Consider the following 20443-nt stretch of genomic DNA (forward strand, 5'->3'; position numbering starts at 1 on the left):
CTAAATCTTGGTAAATTTTACATATTTTTAAAAAGGCTTTAAATTGTGATTTTAAGGAATTTTTCTTAGTATAACTATGCTTTCTAGGTGTGGGGTATTTACAAATTGGTCAAAAAAGGCAAAATATAAAATTTCATGGTATTGTGTTAAAAATTTTAAGTTTTCTTTAAGCGTATAAGGATTGCAAGATATATAAACTATAAAATTGTGCATTTTTGCTAAATTCATTACTTCAAAACTTAGTCCTACCCTTGGTGGGTCAAGTAAAATATGAGAAAACTTAAATTTATTTAAATCTACATTTTTTAATCTAAAAAATTCTCTCTCTTTTTTTAAAGCACTCACTAGCTCCTCGCTTGCAAGCCTTACAAAATCTATATTTAAGATATTATTTAAAGCACAATTTTTAAGGGCGTATTCTATATTTTTTTTACTTATTTCAGTGGCCATTATATTTTCAAAAAAAACACTTAAAGCAATGCTAAAATTTCCATAACCACAATAAAGTTCTAATAAATCTTTTCTATCTTGTAAAATGATTTTTGAAAGTATATATTCAATCATTTTCTCATTTATATAGGTATTTGGTTGTACAAAACAATCATTATCAAAGGTATAAAAAATGGGCTTTTTATTAATGATTAATTTTTGACTTAGACTTTCTTGTTTAAAAATTAATTTTTTATTTTTAGACCTTGTGATTAATTTTAAATTTAAATCCTTGCTTAGCTTTTCTAAATCATTTTTTATTAAAAAAATATCCTTATGATAAAGCAAGGTTGTGCTAATATCTTGCTTAGTGGCTAAAAATTCAACCCCAAAAAGCCTTTGTTTTAAATTTTCATTTTCGTTAATATAGGTTAGCAAAATAGGCATTAAATCATAAATTTTTTTATCTACAAACTCGACTTTTTCAACTATAATTTTCTTTTTTGTATCCTTATCAAACATAGCATAAAAAAGTTTATTATTATCGTGAAAAAAAGCAAATTCAGCCCTTGTTCTAAAATGCTTTAAAGGCGAGTTAAAAATTTCAAACTCACCCTTAAAATCATCCTTGAAAAAATCTTTAAAAAAGGCTATTTTATCGTTCATTAATTTAATTTTTGAATGTGAAAACCAGCCCAAGTTTGCGTTTGAGGCATTAATTCTATCTCATTTACATTTATATGAGATGGAAGTTTTATCAAGGCTAAAATAACTTGTGCTATATCATCAGCACTTAAATATTTAGTATTTTCATAGACTGCATCAGCCTTTTTTTTATCGCCATGAAAACGAACTTCGCTAAATTCAGTTTTACAAAGTCCAGGGGCTATATTTGTAACCTTGATATTTGAATCCCTTAAATCATTGCGAAGAGCTAATGAAAATTGACCTACAAATGCTTTAGTACCACAATATACATTGCCTCCAAAGTATGGATTTCTAGCTGCTACTGAACCTATATTAAAAATATACGCACTTTCTTGCTTTCTAAGTATAGGAATAAGTACCTTTGCTACATATAAAAAACCCTTTACATTTGTATCTATCATTGTTTCAATATCTTCTATATCTGCTTTATCAAATTCACTAAGGCCAAGGGCAAGTCCAGCATTATTTAATAAAATTTCAATATCCATAAACTCGCTAGGCAAGTTTTTAACGGCATTAAAAATGGCATCTTTATCTCTTACATCAATATTTAAAATATGAACCCTATCTTTAAATTCTTCTTTTAATTCTTGTAGTTTTTCCTTTCTTCTTGCTAGGGCTATGATTTTATAGTTATTTTTGGCTAAAACTCTAGCACAAGCTTGTCCAAAACCTGAACTTGCCCCTGTAATAAATGCTGTTTTCATAATCTATCCTTTTTTAAATTTAACTCTGACTTATATCAAAACTAAAAAATTTGCTTTTAAAATTATTTGGCAATTCTTTATATTGATTAAGTGCAGGTTCGTAATTTTGGGCTTCTTGATATAAAAGTCCAAGTGCTACCTTGCTTTCTCTATTAGTCCTATCACTTAACTTAGAAAGTTGTAAAAGGGCTATGGCTGAATTTGGATTATCGGCACCAGTTGCAGCTACTGCTGCTAAAAAAAGCGTCCTTGAATCTTGCACATTATACTCATCAATTAACATACTATATAAAGCGTATGCTTCTTGATATTGCCCTGCAAAGATATCTAAATATGCCAGGGTTTGAATAACGCCTTCTTCATTTTTAGTACTTGCATTTGCAAGTTTTTTAAATTTTTGCCTTTCTATATTTAAAAGCCCTGAAACTTGCATTAAAGAAACATACATTTCCCTAGCCACATTTGCACCACCAAAAATGCTACGATAATCAAGCTTTAAATTTTCAAAATAAATTTGGGCATTTTGGGCGTATTCTTGTATATTTAAATTTTCATTTTTTGCATTAAAATATAAAATATTTGTCAAAATATCTTCTGGCAAAGCACTCCTTAACTGGTCTATTTTAGTGTCAAGTACCTGACTTAAATTATTTGTTTTAGCAATGATTACATCAAACATTAAGCTAAGTGGACTATCATCTTTATTCTCTTCTAAATATGGAATCATAGCTGCGTGATTAGAATTTGCTAAAAAAAGCATACTTCTTTGTAAATTTGCCTTAAATTCTTTATCACTTGCTATATTTTCTAAAATTTCATTAAATAATTTAGCTGTATCAATACCACTTAATTTTGCTGCAAACATTGCAAAGGCACCTGCTTGATAATTTTTTGGATTAAGATGATAAGAACTTGAAAAATGCTTATAGGCTTGGTCATAATTTTTAAGCTGTGCGTAAGTAAGCCCTAAATTATAATGTAAAATGCTGTGTTCTGGGTAATCATTTAAAAGGGCTTGAAACTGCAAATTTGCTTGTCTTAATTGTTGATTAAGGGCTAAATTTATGATATTTGCTATCTTAATATTAGTTGATGAAAGTGTTTTTCCTATGTTTAAATAATTTTCATTGCCTTCGCTATCTTCTACAAAGCCTACAATATTTGCCTTTTTAATATAAAGGGATGCTTGTTTTGAGTCAAATACTTGATAAGGGGCAAAGTAAAATAATAAGTCAAACTGGTCTTCTGGGTTTTGCAATAAATCCTTAGAAAAATTACCCTGTGCTAAGTGTATATTAAAAAGTTCTTTGTTTAAATTTACTTTAATCTTATGCATATCTAAAATTTTATATCTTTCTAGGTCTGTATTAAAAGATGCATTTAAACGATCTAGGACATTTTGATAATTACCCATTTTTAAATCCACTAAATTTATAGCTGCTAGGCTTTTATTAAAATCTCTATCTATTTTCATAGCTGTATTTAAGGCAGTTTTAGCCTTTTCAAATTCACCTATCTTAGCATATAAAAGCCCTAACGAAAGACTTGATTCATAACTTCCTTGAGTATTTAAGGCCTCAATTGCCTTATTTGTTAAATCAAGCTTTGTAAAAATTTTAGCTGAAAGGTATTTTGCTGTATCTGTGTAAGGTTCAACATTTACCTTTTGTAGCATTTGCAAGGCCTCAGGATAATAGCCCTTATAATAATTTATAAGGCTTAAATAATAACCATAAAGCTTAGAATTTCCTTCTTTTGGCAAGTAAACCTCGGCTAAGTCTATATAATATTTAAATTTTTCACTATCTCCTAAAATCAAAGAACAAACCGCAGCATTAATGCAAGAAACGCTTTGATGTTCGCCATTTGCAATAGCCTTTTTAAAGCTATCAAAAGCGTGTGCGAAGTCTCCATCATTCATTTGAGAAACGCCAAGATTATAATTAGAAAGCGATTCATTATAAACTGAAACTTGTTCGTAAAGCTTTAAGGCTTGTTCTACTTCGCCTCTTAAATAAAGAGTATTTGCCTTTTGAATCATGCTATCAATCTTAGTCATATCATTATAATTATAAGACTCATCAATACTAACAACACCCGTTTCTACCACCTTTGTAGCCACATAATCAGCCCGAATTTGCCCATCATCAAAGCTAAGATAAAAAAGCACAAAAACTAAAATACAAACTACGCTTATACAAAGTCCAAGCAAGTACATAAATTTCTTATCTTTATACCAAACATCAGAATTTGAGTCATATGATTCTTCATAAGTTGGTTCATCTTCAACAGGGGCTGGTTTTTCAACAGGGGCTGTCTCTCTTGTAAAATTAAAGCCTCCTCCACCATCATCAAGCGAGGTTAACTCATCTTCTTCTGGTGCTTCTCCTGCCTTTCCTTGCAAGTCTTCAAAACCATCATCAACATTATCATCGATAACATTTTCGCTTTTTTGCTCTTCTGGTTGTTCTTCAGGTTCTTCTAAGATAATTTCTTCTGCCATTGTTCAACTCTTAAAAATATTTTCTAAGTACATCAGGAATGCGAATTTTACCATCGTTTTCTTGATAATTTTCCATAATCGCCACTAAGGTCCTACCAACTGCCAAACTTGAACCATTTAAGGTATGCACTAAGGCATTTTTACCCCTTTCATTTTTGTAACGAATTTTAGCCCTTCTTGCTTGAAAATCCCTACAATTAGAAACCGAACTAATCTCTCTATATTTATTTTGTCCTGGTAACCAAACTTCCAAATCAATGGTCTTAGCTGCACTAAAACCTAAATCCCCCGTACAAAGCATTAAATGCCTATGGGCTAGTCCAAGGCTAGTTAATAAATCACTAGCACAATTTAGCATTTCTTCAAATACCAAATCACTTTGTTCGGGTCTTGTAATGCTTACAAGTTCTACTTTTTCAAATTGGTGTTGTCTTATTATGCCCCTAGTATCACGTCCTGCACTACCTGCTTCCTTTCTAAAACAAGCACTATAAGCAGTCATTTTTAAGGGCAAAATTTCACTTGATAAAATTTCATCATTATATAAATTTGTAAGTGGAATTTCAGAAGTTGAAATTAAATATAAATCCTCGTCCCTTACCATATAAGCATCATCTTTAAATTTAGGAAGTTGACCCGTACCAAACATGGTATTTGAATTTATTAAAAATGGGACATTTACAAGTTCAAAACCTCTATTTTGATTAAAATCAATCATATAATTTATCAAGGCCCTATTTAATCTAGCCCCATCCTTTTTAAGTACGCAAAATCTACTTTGAGAAATTTTAACCCCTCTTACAAAATCAAGCCAATCAAGCTTTTCGCCTAGTTCAAAATGTTCTTTTACTTCAAAGTCAAATTTAGGAATATCCAAAACCCTTTTAAGCTCCACATTTTCATTTTCATCATCACCAACTGGCACGCAATCATCAGGGATATTTGGTATAGAATAAGAAATATTTTCAAGTCTTTCTTCAAGACTTAAAACTACCTTATTTTGCAAGGAAATTTTTTCTTTATTTAAGCTAAGTTCTTTTTTTAAGATCTCTTTGTCGCTTGAGGTGGCAAGTTCTTTTGAGAATTTATTTTGAAAAGCTTGTAAATTTTCAAGCTTATTTTTTTCTTCTTTTAACTCGCTAAATAAGGCACTCAACGCCTTTAATAAATCCTCTTCAACCTTTTTAGCCTTTAATTTTAAGGCTATATTTTCAAAATCATTTTGCAAGGCTTTTAAATCTAGCATTTTTACCCTTTAAAGTCCTATTTTATCATAAATTTTAGCCATTTTTTGACTAGCTATTTTTTTAGCTTTTAAAGCACCAAATTCTAAAATTTCTCTTAATTTATTAGGTTCTTTTAAATAAGCATTATATTTTTCATTTGCCTTTAAAAAATACTCACTAACAAGTTCATTTAAATACTGCTTAAAATGCCCATAACCTTCTCCGCCATTTTCGTAGCGAGTTTTTAAGCTTGAAATTTCATTCTCATTTAAAAAAAGTTTAGCTATGTTAAAGACATTGCAAGTTTGCCATTGTTTAGGGCTTTCAAGGGGGGTGCTATCTGTTATTATGCTTGAAATTTGCTTTTTTCTTGTCTTATCATCAGCAAAAATATCAATGGTATTTTTATAAGACTTACTCATTTTTGCACCATCAGTTCCACAAATAACAGCGATTTTATCATCTATTTGAGGTTCAGGTATTGTAAAAATTTCACCAAATTCATTATTTATTTTTATAGCAATATCCCTTGTAATCTCAATGTGTTGAATTTGATCCTTCCCAACGGGGACTAAATTGCTATCATAAAGAAGTATGTCAGCTGCCATTAAAACAGGATATGAAAAAAGCCCATGACTTGCGTTTATGCCTTTTGCTATTTTATCCTTGTAACTATGAGCCCTTTCAAGTAAGCCCATGGGTGTAAATTGTGATAGAATCCAATAAAGTTCTAAGACCTCTTTAACATCGCTTTGTAGCCAAAAGGTACATTTTTCAGGGTCAATTCCAAGGCTAAGAAAAGCTGCTGCCACTTTTAGGGTATCCATTTTTAATTTATTTGCATCCTTGCTTGAGGTCATAGCATGATAATTTGCTATAAATATAAATAAATCGCTATTTTCTTGTCTATCAAGCATTTGCTTAATAGCCCCAAAATAATTTCCTATATGTAAATCCCCACTAGGTTGCAAGCCACTTAAAACTCTCATTTTACCTTCTCTTGTAGTTCTTTAACTATATCTTTAACGCTTTTATTTGTAATATCCATGATTAAATTTGCCTTTTTTTTATATAAATTGAGTCTTTCATTATATAATTTTTTCGCTTTATTTTCATCAAAAAAAAGGGGTCTTTTTGCAATTTCTTCTTTATTTAAGCGATTTTTTAAATACTCAAATTCAGCCTTTAAATACACGCAAAGTCCTATTCTGTCTAAATTATTAGCGTTTATAAAGCCTCCTCCTGTTGCTATACTAGCCCCCTTTATATCCCCAAAAAACCTTGCCATTTTTTCTTCTTCTTTTCTAAAAAAAGTCTCACCAAATTTTTCAAAAATTTCTTTTATGCTAAGATTAAATTGCAAACTTATAAGCTGGTCACTATCTAGGAAAATTAAATTTTCATTTAAGGCAAATTCTCTAGCTATCGTGCTTTTTCCACAGCCCATAAAGCCTACAAAAAAAATATTTTTATCTATCATTTTGCAGTCCTTTAAGGCTTATTTTAGCATTAATTTACTAATAAATTTAAAAAAAATGTATGATTCCTAACAAAAATCCTACAAATAAACATACAATAGACACTCCCCAGACCCAAAAAAAGCTTTTTTTGATATGTTCTTTTATGCTAACATTTCCTAAACCACAACCCAAAAGTGCAGCAGGTACCACAGGCGATATAAAGGTAGCACAATTTCTAGCCACTATCATAATAATAGCAATGCTATAAGAATCAATGCCTAAAACGCTTGTAATTCCAACAACTATAGGCATAATGCCAAAAAAATAAGAATCTGTACAAAAAATCAAGGCCATAGGAACGGCTGTTAAGCCTACTATTAAAGGGATTAAACTTAAGGCACTTTCAGGCATTATATGAAGTAAAAACATAGCCATAACCTTCATAATCCCACTTGCATCAAAAACGCCTATTAAAATTCCAGCCCCAAACAATGTAGTAGCCATCATCATAGCACTTTTTGCGTATTTATTTATTAACTTTTGGGCTAGTTCTAAATTTGGATAATTTATAAACAAAACAAGGCAAAATCCCATCATAAAGGGAAAATATCCAGGAAAGATATTTAAAACAAGTAAGATAACTACGCCTATTAACAAAATAATATTTATAATAAATTTTTTATCTTGATTGTGAACCCCTATTTCTACGCTATAAGTTTCATTCAAATTTATTAAACCTGCCCCTTTTTTCACTTCCATTCTAGCTAGTATTAAAGCAATTATCAAAGCACATATAAGGCCAGTAATTTGAATAGGGATTAATCTTAGCCAAATATCGTTTGCCTCGGCACTTATAATAGTAGCAGCACGAACGGTTGGTCCTCCCCAAGGCAACAAATTCATAACCCCAAGAGATACTGCTAAAATAGTCATTAAGGTAGTTTTTTGCATACCAAGTTTTTCATAAATAGGCATTAGTGCAGGAATGGCTATTAAAAATGAGGACGCACCTGAACCATCTAAGTGTGCGACTACAGCGATAATAACGGTTAAAACACAAATGCTATAAACATTATTTTTACTAGTTTTAAGTAAGGCATTTATGATTTTATTAAAAAGGCCAGTTTCATTTATAATTCCAAAAAATAATATAGAAAAGATAAACAAAACAGCAGTTGAACTTACGCTTGAAATGCCTGATTTTATGAAAAAGCTAAGGGCTTTAAAATCAAAAATAGGATTTTGAATATTTAAAAAATACTTTGTTTGAACCCTTTCTTTTAAAAAGGACCCTATGCCAAAATTTGCATACATATCAAGTAAGCAAAAGACAATGCCAACCACGCCTGAAACTATGATAAAAGCAATAGCAGGAGAGGTTTTGTCCTTTAACAAAAGATAGATTATAAAAATAAGGGAAAAAAAGCCCACGAATGCTAAAAAAATTTCCACTAGCTTTCCTTTTTGTTTTTATAAAATCTTAATTAAAAAAGATAAATAAAAGCACATTTTTTATGATAAAAATATTTTTTTGTTACATTAAGTAAAGCTTATAAGCTTGATTTTTTTTTGTTTAAATCATATAGCTTAAAAAAATAACTAAATCAAATTAAATTTTTTATTATTGAAATTTGGATAAAAATAATCAAGCAATAAAATTAAATTATGATAATCAACAACTTCACTAAATTTATCAGTATTTAAACCAGTATTTAACACAAATTTATAACAATCAAAATTATAAGTTTGTGTTGTATCATTCATAATTGTATGTGTTTTAGCAATCAAACAAATATATTGAAAATCTTTGTCTATATATGTTGTTTGATTATTTGTGTGAGCCATTAAAAAATGTTGATTTGGTGTAAGAGCAATTAAATTTTCTATATAATCACTTATTTGTGGGAATTCAGAATTTGGAAAAATATAATGAATTTGTATAGCTATAGCTCTTTCATTTACTTGTTTAATTTCTGAAAGTTTATTGTTAAATTTATCATTATATCTATGAACAATTTTTTTAGCCTTTTGAATTTGATAATTTGCATTTTGTCTAATTTGTGGATTTATTTGTTCGTATTCAATCCTTGTAATATGTTTATATTTGCCACTTAACTTATCTATCCAATTTATTCTATTATATTTTAATTCATCAAATGTGATTATAGTAGATGATAAAAATCCACGTCTAGTACCTTTTTATTATTTATAAAAGCTAGTGGATTTAAAATTTTAGTAAATATACGACCACATTCTGTTTTACCATTTATAGCTATATGTTTAATAGTGAAATCAATAAAAATATCTTTTAATTTTTTAAAACTTTCCTTATTTTGATTGTTTAAAAAATCATTAAATACATTTAAAAGACCACTATCTTGTAAAACTTTTTTAATGTATAAAGTTAAAAAATTTAAAGCATTTGTATCACGCATTGCAATATATTCAAGCAAATTTAAATTATGAATTTTAAAAATATTGATATTTTTACATTTGCCTACATGTTCTAAAACACCCCATATGTTAATAAATTTATAGGTTGGGCAAAAAATTTATCATATTCATTGCTTGTTTCATTTAAATCTGTACTTGGTTTTGCAAAAATCATCATTACATTTTGTTTTGTATATTCATTTAATCAAATGTCACTAATTTTAAAAATTATATTTTCATCATAATTTGTAAATTCTAAAATACAATCAGCCACTATTGATATAACATCAGGTATACATTTTTGGTCAATCCATCTTGCATTATTGGTTTTTTTAATATCATAATTAAAAGAATTTATAAATTCTATAATATCAGCATTAAGCATTATTTATCTTTTTTTTACACCAAACCAAAAACAACTTGTACTATCAATATTTAACGTTCTTGTTTGATAATTTCTAGCTATTTTATAAAATGTTCTAAATTCTTCACTTGCTATATAATCTTGGTCCTTTTTTGTCAAATTAATTTATATTTTAGGAATTAAAATAGCTACAGAACCATTAATAACAAAACCTTTTTTTCTTTTTTATAAGTCTAAGGCTATAAGTCATATTCGGTGTTAGATAAACATCATCTCTATTTAAAACATAGAGACTTTAAATTTATTTAACTCATTTTTAGCAATATAACTATCATATCCTTGTATATCTAAAAGTCTTCCATCATTGCTAATATTACACGATTTGATAATTCTTATATCGCTTTTATTATTGCTTGTATTTGAATTTGTAAGTTGTCTATCTCTAAAACTATCAAAAATTCCAAATTTTAATTTTGTAAAAATATTATCAAAAAAATCATTTCTAAATATAACCCAATAAGGCAAATTCTTGTCAAAAATATACGAACTTTTTTTGCATTAATCTTAAATTAAGTGGCAATGATTTTACGCATATCTCTTTATTTTTGCCAGTAATTATATTTATTGTTTCTATTAATACGCCATTAAATCCTAGTTCACCAAAATCTATAATATGACTTGCTCCTTTTTTTCTAGCTTTTCTCTTGTGCTTTGATATTCATTTGTATTAAGTAAATTTTTAGGCATTATCATAGATATAAAATCAGCCATTTGTAAAGCTTTTTCCAAAAACAATTTCGCTAAATTTTTATTTTTATTTATTTTAGTAAATGGTGGATTTCCTATAATTAAATCAATATTTTCACACTCAAATTTTAAAAAATCATCACAAATAAATTCTATTTTAAAAATTTTTTGGAATTTGTTTGAGATAAAGTATTTTTAAAATTTCTATATTTGCTTTATCAATATCAATTAATTTTAAAATTACTTGTTTGATATGTGCATACTTTTTAAATAAAATAGGTAAAAAATTTCCACTTCCAACGCTTGGTTCTAAGATAGTAATGGTATCTTTTGTAAAATTTGGCAAGGTTTTTACTATTTCACCAATAATAAACTTATTTGTAAAATAAGCTGAATTTTGTTTTCTTCTTGTATTTGCAATTTCAACTAAATTTGATAAACTTGCCATATTATACTTATCTAAATTATCTTTTAAAAAGGATATTAAATTGCTTAAATTTGACAAATTAAATTTTTCTATTAAAACTATTATTTCTTTATTGTTTAAATGTTTTAAACATAAAATTTGAAATATTTTTAGCAATTTGTTGAAATATAATTGTCGGTACGGCTTCTCCTATGCTTTGTCTAATATTCATTTCATTTTGTTTTAAAAGTCTTTGTTTTTCATTAATACTTAAAGAATTTAAATGTTTTAAATCAAAAGGCAACCATTTAAAATTTTGTGGAATATTCATCATAAGCATTAATTCTCTAATGGAAAATACTCTATCATCACTTGGATGAACTGTATTTTGCGATGCCATTTGGTCATTTCTTGTATGAATACAAGGTGCTACATTATTCCATTTTTGTCTTTTTTTTGAAGTATTAATAATAATTTTACCATTTTCTATTTTATGTGGTTTTTTTGTATCTTCTTTATTATCAAAAGCACTTTGCCCTTCTTTTAAATCACTTATCCATTCCCTCATATGTGATGAATAAATTCTAAAACCATGGTAAAAGTCATCTTTGTCGATTTCTCCCCATTCTAAAGATTTTTTATTTCCTATAACTTTTTTCAAAGTTTTTTCTTCGTAAAATTTGGAAAAAGTTCAATAGCAGAAATAAAATTTTTTAATTCTTACAAACACCAATTACAAGCGTTCTTGTCCTACTTGAATTTGCTCCATAATTTTTAAAATTAATAATTTCATCATAAATAGAATAATTTTTTGATAAATCACGTTCTATCATAGAGCCTATACTAATCACATTATTATTTTTATCAATACAAGCTGTTTTATAAAAACTAGATACATTTTCTAATATAAAAATCTTGGATTAATTAAACTTATTAATTCAATACTTTCTACAACCAAAGAATTACGATTAATCTCATTAGTACTTTTTTTATGATTTGCTACACTCATACCTTTGACATGGTGAAGTAACTATTAGCACATTAACTCTATCATTACCCAAATTTTTATAAAATTTAATTTGTTCTAAAATTTTATTCTTTGCATATTCATCTTTTATATCGCCACAAATATAACCATTTTCATATTTACATTTTTTATTTATTTTTTGAATTTCAAGTCTTTTGTTTATAAATTCATTTGTTACAATACATTCAAATCCAAGTTCTTTAAAACCATAACAACCTACGCCAGCAGAAGAAAATAAAGAAATATAAGTTGGAATTTTATTAAACACGATAAAGCCTTTTTTTATGAAGTATTTTAATCTTAAAAACTTAATCAAAACAAACTTCTTTACTTAAATAAGCCTACAAAATCCATAAAATCAAGCTTATAAACAATCATGCTCACACCTGCATAAGTTTTTTAATGTCTAAGTATTCTAGTTTTTCTTTTTCAAGTAAAAGCTCGCTTAGGCTTAAAATTTTATTTTTCATAGGAAATAATAATTCTTCAATCTCTTCTTTTAAAACATCAAGCTTAACATCATCAAGCATACCAAAACTCATCATAAACTCAAGCATTTCTTTGATTTTTGCAAAGTCATTTTGCGAATTTGTATAGCTTTCATTAAATATTAACTTCATAGCCACAGACCCTGCTAAATGCACCTTTATTTTATTGATTAACTCAGATTTTGACTTAATACTATGTTCAAATTCATCAAATCTATCCTCAATAAGAGTGATTTTTTCAAAGGCTATATCAAAATAATAAGCACTCAAAGCCTTTGCACTTTGATAGGTAGCTTGAATTTTTTTCTCATCATCATTAAAGCTTAAAATTTTCTTTTTACCTAATAAAACCTTATTTAAAACTGCGTAAAAATCACTTTCTTCTACCAAATTTGAATTTCTTCTTAACGCATTTATGGCTGCTTCATTTACCAAAGTTTCAAGCCCTGCCCCACTAAAACCTACACTTGCCTTTGCAATATTATTTAAATTTACATTATTTTTTTTATCTTTCATGTAAATTTCTAAAATTTTAAGCCTATCTTTGTAATCGGGTAAAGAAAGGAAAATTCGCCTATCAAAACGACCTGAGCGAAGTAATGCTGAGTCGATTAATTCTATCTTATTTGTAGCTGCTATTACTATAACGCCACTATTATCCTCAAAGCCATCCATTTGCGTTAAAAGCTGATTTAAGGTACTATCCCTTTCGCCATTTGACATTTCGCCTCTTACCTTACCAACTGCGTCAATCTCATCTATAAAAATAATGCTTGGAGCTGTCATTTTTGCCCTAGAAAATAACTCTCTAACGCGTTTAGCTCCTATTCCTACATAAATTTCAACAAAGCTTGAACCACTTTGATAAAAAAAAGGCACATTGGCTTCTCCTGCAACAGCCTTTGCGATTAAGGTTTTACCAACCCCTGGAGGTCCTATCATTAAAACACCTTTAGGCATTTTAACACCAAATTCTTTATATTTTTGAGGATTTTTTAAAAAATCAACTAACTCACTTAACTCCATTTTAACTTCATCAACCCCTGCCACATCCTCAAAAGTAATATTTGAAATCACAGGCTTTATATTAAGGCTTTCTAAATTTGTATTTAAGTTTTGATTGTTTAAATTCTTAGAAATAGGATATTTTGCAAGTTCTTTTTTTCTTAAAAAATAATTTGTAGATAAAAATAAAATTAATAAGAAAAAAAGTAAGATAAACAAAACCCAGCTACTATTGTCTTTGTTAACTTCTATGGGAACGCGTTTTAAAAGTTCGTTTAAGTCAATGCCATCTTTTATGATAATGTATTTTTCACCCCTTGTATGAAGTAAAACCTCATTATCAATTAATACTGCTTTTTGTATTAAATTTTGTTCCAATAAACTCGTATAAAGATCTTTGTCTATGTACTTTGCATCATTTTTAAAATATAAAATTCCAAGTAAAATACAAAGAATTAAAAAAGAACTTATTATAATTTTTTTATTTTTCATAGCTTTCCTTTGCTAGATTAAATTCACTTTGGACTATGTAGTTTTCAATATTTACCCAAGTTTTGCTAATATCATTTTTACTTTTAATTTTCATTTTATTATAAAATTCATCAAAGCCCTCATAATAATCATTTTTAAGGCTTTCAACCAAGACATTTAAGCCTTTTTGCTTTTTTCTAAATTCAAAATTATTTTTTGCTACTATTTCTTTTAATAAATTTAGCCTTTGCTTTGCTATTTTACCATTTATACGCTCTTTTAAAATAGCTGAATAAGTATTATTTCTAGGGCTAAAAATAAAGGCATGTAAGTGAGTAAGTGGAAGTTTTTTAAAATTATCTAAGCCTTCTTTCCAAATTTCATCACTTTCTCCGGGATGTGCTACGATAAAATCAGTTCCTAAGGCATAATTTTTACTAGCTAGAAATTCGAAGAGTTTTAAATCACTTTCAAAGCGATTTTTTCTTCTCATAATTTTAAGCATTTGATTACTTGTATGTTGAAGTGCTATGTGTAAATGCCTTTCTATCCAAGGTTCATTTAAAATTTCAAAAAAATCCTCATTTAGCTGACTAGGTTCTAAACTCCCAAGCCTTACCCTTTTAACGCCGTTAATCTTTCCTATTTTTTGAAGTAAAAGACCTAAATTTGTACCCATTTTTTGTCCGTATGAGCCTATATTTGTGCCTGTTAGAATGATTTCATTAAAGCCATTTTGAGTTAAAATTTTAATTTGATTAAGTAAAGTTTTTTCATCTACACTTCTTGATTTTCCACGAACTGCTGGAATAATACAATACGAACATGAAAAATTACAACCTTCTTGAATTTTAACAAAGGCCTTGCTGTGATTTTTGTAAGTTGTAACTATATTTTTATCTATAAATTCCAAATTTCCAAGTTCTAAAAAGCTTGTTTTTGCCTTTAAAAACTCATTTATTTTTTCCTTTTTAGATGCTCCAAAAACTCCAAAAATTTCACCCCTTTTCAAAAGGTTTTGTCCTTTTGAAAATGCCCCACAACCAGTAATTAAGACCTTAATGCCCTTTTTTTGCAAGGAATTTACATAATTTTGCAAACCACTATCTGCCCCATTTGTAACCGTGCAAGAATTTATAACAACTATGGAGGCTAAATTTTCATCATTTGTTAATTCAAAATCCTTAACATAAGACTTTAAAAGCTCAGTATCATAGATATTTGTGCGACACCCGAATGTTTTAAAAAAAACTTTCAAAAGCTGTCCTTTGCAAGTTCTTTAAACTCATCAGGAGGTAAATTCTTTGACATATAAAGATTTTGTGAAGGATATGCTATTTTAATATCCTTATGCTTGTTAAACTCAATTATAATATCCTTACAAATAACGCTTCTAAGGGCTAGGGCTGCGTAAGAATTTGTCATATACCAAGCTGAAATTCTCATGCCCCAATGTTCAAAAAATATAAAAAATCTAGGAGCTACCTTTATATCCTTAATACTATATTCATTTTGTAATTTTTGCATAGTCTTTCTAGCAAGTTCAGTATAGCCCTTTGCGTGAAATTTAACTATATTTTCAACAATTTGCTGTGCTTTTTCTAAATTTGAATCAAAGGTAATTGTTATATCGATTCCATCAAGCACTGTTCTCATTCCATGGTGAGTGTAATTTGAGATTAAATGCGTAAAAACATAATTATTTGGTATAAAAATAATGCGTCCACTTCTGCGATTTTTCACGTAAGATTCAAGGGTTATATCTTCATAAATGGTAATCCTTAAAAAAGAAATATCTATGATATCGCCCACATAAGTAAGGTTGTTTTGTATAACTTTGATTCTATCACCTGTTCTTAAACTGCCACCAAAGACTATAACACACCACCCAAGCATTGACATAAACATATCTTTCATAGCAATTGCAAGGCCAGCCGATGCAAAACCAAGTATGGTAACAAGATAGGTAATATTTTCTATATAAGCAAAAAGCAAGATTAAAAAAATCACATTTATATTTATAAAATTTATAATCTTTGTAGCCATGTAGTAACGCTCTATATCCTTTATATACTTTTTTGCTACAAATTTTAAAGAAAAAGATATGATTATGCTTAAAACAATGGCAATTAGGATATTTATGGCCCTTAGGGTTTGAATTTTAATTTCCAAATTAATCCTAGCTATCTCATCATCGATTTTTTTCTCATAAATAGAATAAGAAACCTTAGCAAATTGCAAGGCTTGATTAAATTCATCTAGCTTTTTATCTGAATTTTTAATCCTTGCACTATCTATAATATGGGGCTTTTTGTGACTTTCTTCTTTAAGTTGGGTATTTTTTTCTTTAATTTTTTCAACCAAGCTTGTAAAATCATTTAATTTTTGATTAACCTCTTCTTTTCCACCCTTTAATTTTTTAATATGAGAAAAGCCACTAATTATAGCAAGAGGGTTTGTTAATTTTGGTAAAATTTCTACATTTTCAGGGGCACTCAAACTTTGAGCAAAATTTAAGTCCTTATACTCACTTAATAAATTTAATTGTTCTTCTAAAGTGCTAATATGCCTTTTTAATTCATCTAAATCACTTTGTTTTAAATTTGGCTTTTTTAGTTCTAAATTTAATAAAATCAACTCATCATTTATTTTTTGATAGGTTATAAAATTTTCATATCTAATATTATAAATACTTGAATTAATAATGGCATCAAGCTTATTAATCTTATCTTCAAAATCATCTAACTTGCTTTGATTAAGCTCAGCATAAGTAAAAACAAAAAACACTAAAAAAAAGATAATCTTTCTCATGTAAAGACCTCTAAGCATTTTAAAATAATGCTTTTATCTATATCATCTTTTATAATGCCCTTTCCTAAGTTCTTTAAAATTATAAAATTTAATTTTGCATTTAAGCTTTTTTTATCCAAATAAAAGGCGTTATAAAATTCGTTTATATCTTGTATTTTGTAAGTAGTAGGTAGCTTAAATTTAAGCAAAATTTTTTCTAGTCTTTGGCAATCACTTTTTTGTAAAAATCCTAAATTTAAGGCTAAAATATTTGCCATATTCATACCAATTGCTACAGCTTCTCCGTGCAAGTACTGCTTGTAAGCTGTTTGATTTTCTATAATGTGTGCAAAAGTGTGACCATAATTTAAAAGCATTCTAAGTCCTGCTTCTTTTTCATCTTTTTCAACGATTTTTGCCTTTAATTCAACGCTTTTTGCTATGATTTTTCTTAAAATTTCATCATCTATTTTAGCATTTAAAAAAGCATCAGCATCAATACTTTCAATAAATTCAAGCAAACTTTTATCAAAAACCATAGCCATTTTTATAAACTCAGCCATCCCAGCACTAAGTTCTATTTGTGGCAAGGTCCTTAAAAACTCACTTTGACAATAAACTGCCTTTGGTTGATAAAAAGAACCTATCAAATTCTTTCCAAAAGCATTATTAACCCCTGTTTTTCCACCAACTGCAGCATCAACACAAGCAAGTAAGGTAGTAGGTATATTTATAAAATCAATGCCTCTTTGATAAATACTTGCCACAAAGCCACCCATATCAGAGATAACCCCACCTCCAAAGCTTATCAAAAGGCTTTTTCTATCAAGCTTTGAATTAAACATTTGATTTAAAATTTCTTCAATAGTGCTTAAATTTTTATATTCTTCCCCATCCTTTACGCTTATTATAAAAAGTTCTTTGCATTTTATTTTATTTAATAAATTTTTTAAATGAAGCCCTGAAATTTTGGGATTTGTTAAGATTGCTACCTTGCAATCAAAGCTTAAATTTTCTAACTCATCAACATAAACTTTATAAGGATTTTGACTTAATTTTACTTCTATTTGCATGCTAACCTCGTTTTTTAAAATAAATTATACAATTTTTTATTAATCAGCAGGAATAAAAAGCTGATAATTTTTAGACATTTTATAATAATGTTTATTTAAGTTCACACTTAAATTTCTATGTATTTTGCTTTTTAAAAGCTTTTTTTCAAAAAATACAAAATGCAGTAAATTATTCTCATCACACAAGGTTAAAAGTGGATTGATATCGTTTTTATCATTAATATTTATATGCTTTTCATAAAGCTTAGATAAACTTGCAAAATACTCTTTTATGCCACTAGTATCCTTTATATTTGGGTTATAATAGTGCAAATTTACACTTAAATTTAACTGCTTACTTAAATCAATTATCACATTTGCTTGATTTTCTAGCTCACTTTCATTAGCACTTAAAATAACACTCTGCCTTACTTCTTCAAAATCAATCTCCCCTACTTTTAAAATAGGAATTTTAAGTTCAAAAAAGCTTTTTTTAAATTTTTCAAAATGATTTGTATCAGTAAGAAAAAGTCCTATATCATGGTTTTTAATCCTTTCTTTGTCTATGTTAAATTTGGTATTTTTATAATCAATAATGATATTTTCATTTTCATCAATTAATTTTTTAATCAAGCTATAATTTTCATTTAAAGTTGGATTAATGACCCTTATAAATGCCTTTTTAGCATTTGTTTTTTGCCTTAAATAAAGGCTTGTTTTAATGAGTAAAATTTGAGTTTTTTCACTCATATTAACCATATCAATTAAGGTAAATATATTACTACCAAAGGGTACTGGAAACTGACCTTCATTTGCCTTAATTATCCTAAAAACATTTTGTAAAACAATGGGGTCGCCTACTATTAAAATTCTATCATTTGGTTGCAAAACAAAGCTAGGGCGAACGAAATTTATCTTTGAATCCCTATAAATTAATACTATTCTCCACCTTTTTTGCTGAATAGAACTAATATGTCTATATGCAAAAATTGAACCTATGGGAATTTTAACATCCATTATCTCACCTGTGCCAAGTCCTATATATTGTGCTGTTTTAGCAATATCTGGTAGATAATCAACCAAACGTTTAGTTAAGGTAGTGCGTCCATCTATGATATGACAATTTTTATCCTCAAAGCTAAGGCCCCAAAAATCCATAATATCTATTTCTAAATTTAAATCCAAAGAACGCAAAGCTTCATAACTTTTTTGAGTGTTAAACTTATCTCTCATATAAATAAAGGCAAGTTTATAATCTTTCATAATAAGTTCAAGGCGAGGTCTACTAGTAGGGTCAAAATGATGAATTTCAAAAGGCGTATTTGATGACTCTATACTTAAAGCATTAGGACTAATTATAGTAAAAAAATACCCTAAACCATTTTCAAAACAAAGCCTTTCTAAGAAATGCTTTGCTAAAATACCATCGATTATTATTAAGACATTATTCATTTTTAACTCCAAAAAAAAGGAATTATAGCAAATGGAATTTAAAGTAAGGTATCAAAATGAAAATGCTAGAGTTTGTGAGATAAAAACAGCTCATTCTTCTTTTTTAACCCCTATTTTTATGCCTGTTGGAACAAGTGCTTGTGTTAAAAGTCTTGATTTTATAGACTTGCAAAAGTTACTTAATGTAAAGATTATTTTAGCAAATACCTATCATTTATATTTAAGACCAGGAGCAGGTGTGGTTAAAAATTGTGGAGGTTTGCATAAATTTACCGGCTTTAATGGAAGTTTTTTAACTGATAGTGGAGGTTTTCAAGCCTTTTCTTTAAGTAAAAATTCAAAACAAAGCGAAGAAGGAATTTTATTTAAAAGCCATATTGATGGGTCTAAGCACCTTTTTACCCCAAGTAGCGTACTAGATACTCAGTATGCTTTAAATTCTGATATTATGATGATTTTAGATGATTTAGTAGCCTTACCAGCTAGTAAAAAAAGACTTAAGCTTTCAATTGAAAGGACTATAAAATGGGCAAAAGAAGCTATAACTTATCATAAAATAAAGCAAAATCAAGGCATAGGCACAAAACAAAATATTTTTGCTATCTTGCAAGGTGGAACTGACTTAGAGCTTAGAAAAGAATGTGCTTTAAACATTTGCGAACTTGATTTTGATGGCTTTGCAATTGGAGGTTTAAGCGTTGGGGAAGAAAATGCTAAAATGTATGAGGTGGTTGATAATTTAACCACGCTAATACCACACGATAAGCCTCGCTATTTAATGGGTGTAGGAACCCCTGAGGACTTAGTTGAAAATGTTGAAAGAGGGATTGATATGTTTGATTGCGTTATGCCTACAAGAAATGCTAGAAATGGGACCTTATTTACAAATTTTGGCAAGTTAAATATAAAAAGAAGTGAGTTTATAAATGACAATGAGCCTATTGAAGTGGGTTGTAGTTGTTATACTTGTACTCATTTTTCAAGGGCTTATTTAAATCATTTATTTAAGGCTAAGGAGTTAACCTTTTTTCGCCTTGCTAGTTTGCATAATTTACATTATTATTTAAGCTTAGTTAAGCAAATGCAAGAAGCTATAAGGTTAAATTCATTTGCGAAATTTAAAAAAGAATTCTACTTAAAAAGGGCTTTTTAAGAAAATTTTTTTTATAATTACC

20 protein-coding genes and 1 pseudogene are annotated in these 20443 nt (G+C 28.2%); 1 reads left to right on the forward strand and 20 read right to left on the reverse strand.

Features of this window, described 5'->3' with window-relative positions:
- Positions 1–51: 51 nt before the first annotated feature.
- The 20 genes and pseudogenes from trmA to FMM56_RS02850 all read right to left on the reverse strand — a co-directional run bounded on the left by trmA (position 52) and on the right by FMM56_RS02850 (position 19268).
- Entirely contained in the window at positions 52–1095 is a 1044-nt protein-coding gene (gene trmA, locus FMM56_RS02775) for a tRNA (uridine(54)-C5)-methyltransferase TrmA (RefSeq protein ID WP_150141234.1), read from the reverse strand.
- Positions 1095–1844 carry an SDR family NAD(P)-dependent oxidoreductase gene (locus FMM56_RS02780; RefSeq protein ID WP_150180520.1) on the reverse strand — a complete coding sequence of 250 codons (750 nt, stop codon included), beginning with the start codon at positions 1842–1844 and terminating at the stop codon, positions 1095–1097. Before FMM56_RS02780 ends, trmA begins: the two co-directional genes overlap by 1 nt.
- 19 nt (positions 1845–1863) lie before the next feature.
- Positions 1864–4347 carry a tetratricopeptide repeat protein gene (locus FMM56_RS02785; protein ID WP_150207724.1) on the reverse strand — a complete coding sequence of 828 codons (2484 nt, stop codon included), beginning with the start codon at positions 4345–4347 and terminating at the stop codon, positions 1864–1866.
- A 10-nt stretch (positions 4348–4357) separates the two neighbouring features.
- The gene (gene serS, locus FMM56_RS02790) at positions 4358–5593 is read right to left on the reverse strand and encodes a serine--tRNA ligase (RefSeq protein WP_150141240.1); all 1236 of its coding nucleotides are present in this window, start codon (positions 5591–5593) and stop codon (positions 4358–4360) included.
- A 9-nt stretch (positions 5594–5602) separates the two neighbouring features.
- Positions 5603–6562: a tryptophan--tRNA ligase gene (trpS, locus tag FMM56_RS02795; protein WP_150207726.1), complete on the reverse strand. Its 960-nt coding sequence runs from the start codon at positions 6560–6562 to the stop codon at positions 5603–5605.
- Positions 6559–7053 carry a shikimate kinase gene (locus FMM56_RS02800; RefSeq protein ID WP_150207728.1) on the reverse strand — a complete coding sequence of 165 codons (495 nt, stop codon included), beginning with the start codon at positions 7051–7053 and terminating at the stop codon, positions 6559–6561. The genes trpS and FMM56_RS02800 overlap by 4 nt, the downstream gene beginning before the upstream one ends.
- Before the next feature lie 46 nt (positions 7054–7099).
- Positions 7100–8485, reverse strand: coding sequence for a CitMHS family transporter (locus FMM56_RS02805; RefSeq protein WP_150207730.1), 1386 nt, complete (start codon positions 8483–8485; stop codon positions 7100–7102).
- Positions 8486–8632: 147 nt separating this feature from the next.
- Positions 8633–8878 carry a hypothetical protein gene (locus tag FMM56_RS09380; RefSeq protein ID WP_150207732.1) on the reverse strand — a complete coding sequence of 82 codons (246 nt, stop codon included), beginning with the start codon at positions 8876–8878 and terminating at the stop codon, positions 8633–8635.
- 317 nt (positions 8879–9195) lie between these two features.
- Positions 9196–9468 (reverse strand): hypothetical protein, encoded by a 273-nt coding sequence (locus FMM56_RS09385; RefSeq protein WP_150207734.1) that lies wholly within the window; start codon positions 9466–9468, stop codon positions 9196–9198.
- A 203-nt stretch (positions 9469–9671) separates the two neighbouring features.
- Entirely contained in the window at positions 9672–9851 is a 180-nt protein-coding gene (locus tag FMM56_RS02820) for a hypothetical protein (RefSeq protein WP_150207736.1), read from the reverse strand.
- A gap of 258 nt (positions 9852–10109) precedes the next feature.
- Positions 10110–10355, reverse strand: coding sequence for a hypothetical protein (locus tag FMM56_RS09140; protein WP_263312600.1), 246 nt, complete (start codon positions 10353–10355; stop codon positions 10110–10112).
- 141 nt (positions 10356–10496) lie between these two features.
- Positions 10497–10763 (reverse strand): Eco57I restriction-modification methylase domain-containing protein, encoded by a 267-nt coding sequence (locus FMM56_RS09290; RefSeq protein WP_317845769.1) that lies wholly within the window; start codon positions 10761–10763, stop codon positions 10497–10499.
- Positions 10735–11082 (reverse strand): hypothetical protein, encoded by a 348-nt coding sequence (locus FMM56_RS09150; RefSeq protein WP_263312601.1) that lies wholly within the window; start codon positions 11080–11082, stop codon positions 10735–10737. The genes FMM56_RS09290 and FMM56_RS09150 overlap by 29 nt, the downstream gene beginning before the upstream one ends.
- Before the next feature lie 31 nt (positions 11083–11113).
- Positions 11114–11644, reverse strand: a complete 531-nt coding sequence (locus FMM56_RS09155; RefSeq protein ID WP_263312602.1) for a hypothetical protein — start codon at positions 11642–11644, stop codon at positions 11114–11116.
- Between the two features lie 52 nt (positions 11645–11696).
- Positions 11697–12278 (reverse strand): annotated as a pseudogene (locus tag FMM56_RS09160) (DNA cytosine methyltransferase).
- A gap of 112 nt (positions 12279–12390) precedes the next feature.
- The gene (locus FMM56_RS02830; protein ID WP_150141248.1) at positions 12391–13995 is read right to left on the reverse strand and encodes an AAA family ATPase; all 1605 of its coding nucleotides are present in this window, start codon (positions 13993–13995) and stop codon (positions 12391–12393) included.
- The gene (gene mtaB / locus FMM56_RS02835) at positions 13985–15232 is read right to left on the reverse strand and encodes a tRNA (N(6)-L-threonylcarbamoyladenosine(37)-C(2))-methylthiotransferase MtaB (protein ID WP_150141250.1); all 1248 of its coding nucleotides are present in this window, start codon (positions 15230–15232) and stop codon (positions 13985–13987) included. The genes FMM56_RS02830 and mtaB overlap by 11 nt, the downstream gene beginning before the upstream one ends.
- Positions 15229–16785 carry a mechanosensitive ion channel family protein gene (locus FMM56_RS02840; protein ID WP_150141252.1) on the reverse strand — a complete coding sequence of 519 codons (1557 nt, stop codon included), beginning with the start codon at positions 16783–16785 and terminating at the stop codon, positions 15229–15231. Before FMM56_RS02840 ends, mtaB begins: the two co-directional genes overlap by 4 nt.
- Positions 16782–17837 carry a 3-dehydroquinate synthase gene (aroB, locus tag FMM56_RS02845; protein WP_150141254.1) on the reverse strand — a complete coding sequence of 352 codons (1056 nt, stop codon included), beginning with the start codon at positions 17835–17837 and terminating at the stop codon, positions 16782–16784. The genes FMM56_RS02840 and aroB overlap by 4 nt, the downstream gene beginning before the upstream one ends.
- A gap of 39 nt (positions 17838–17876) precedes the next feature.
- Positions 17877–19268 (reverse strand): COG3400 family protein, encoded by a 1392-nt coding sequence (locus FMM56_RS02850; protein WP_150207739.1) that lies wholly within the window; start codon positions 19266–19268, stop codon positions 17877–17879.
- A 31-nt stretch (positions 19269–19299) separates the two neighbouring features.
- Here FMM56_RS02850 and tgt point away from each other — a divergent pair, with 31 nt between their 5' ends.
- The gene (tgt, locus tag FMM56_RS02855) at positions 19300–20421 is read left to right on the forward strand and encodes a tRNA guanosine(34) transglycosylase Tgt (RefSeq protein WP_150141258.1); all 1122 of its coding nucleotides are present in this window, start codon (positions 19300–19302) and stop codon (positions 20419–20421) included.
- Positions 20422–20443: the final 22 nt, after the last annotated feature.

Origin of the sequence: Campylobacter sp. LR264d (genome assembly GCF_008633895.1) — a bacterium.
GTDB lineage: Bacteria > Campylobacterota > Campylobacteria > Campylobacterales > Campylobacteraceae > Campylobacter_D.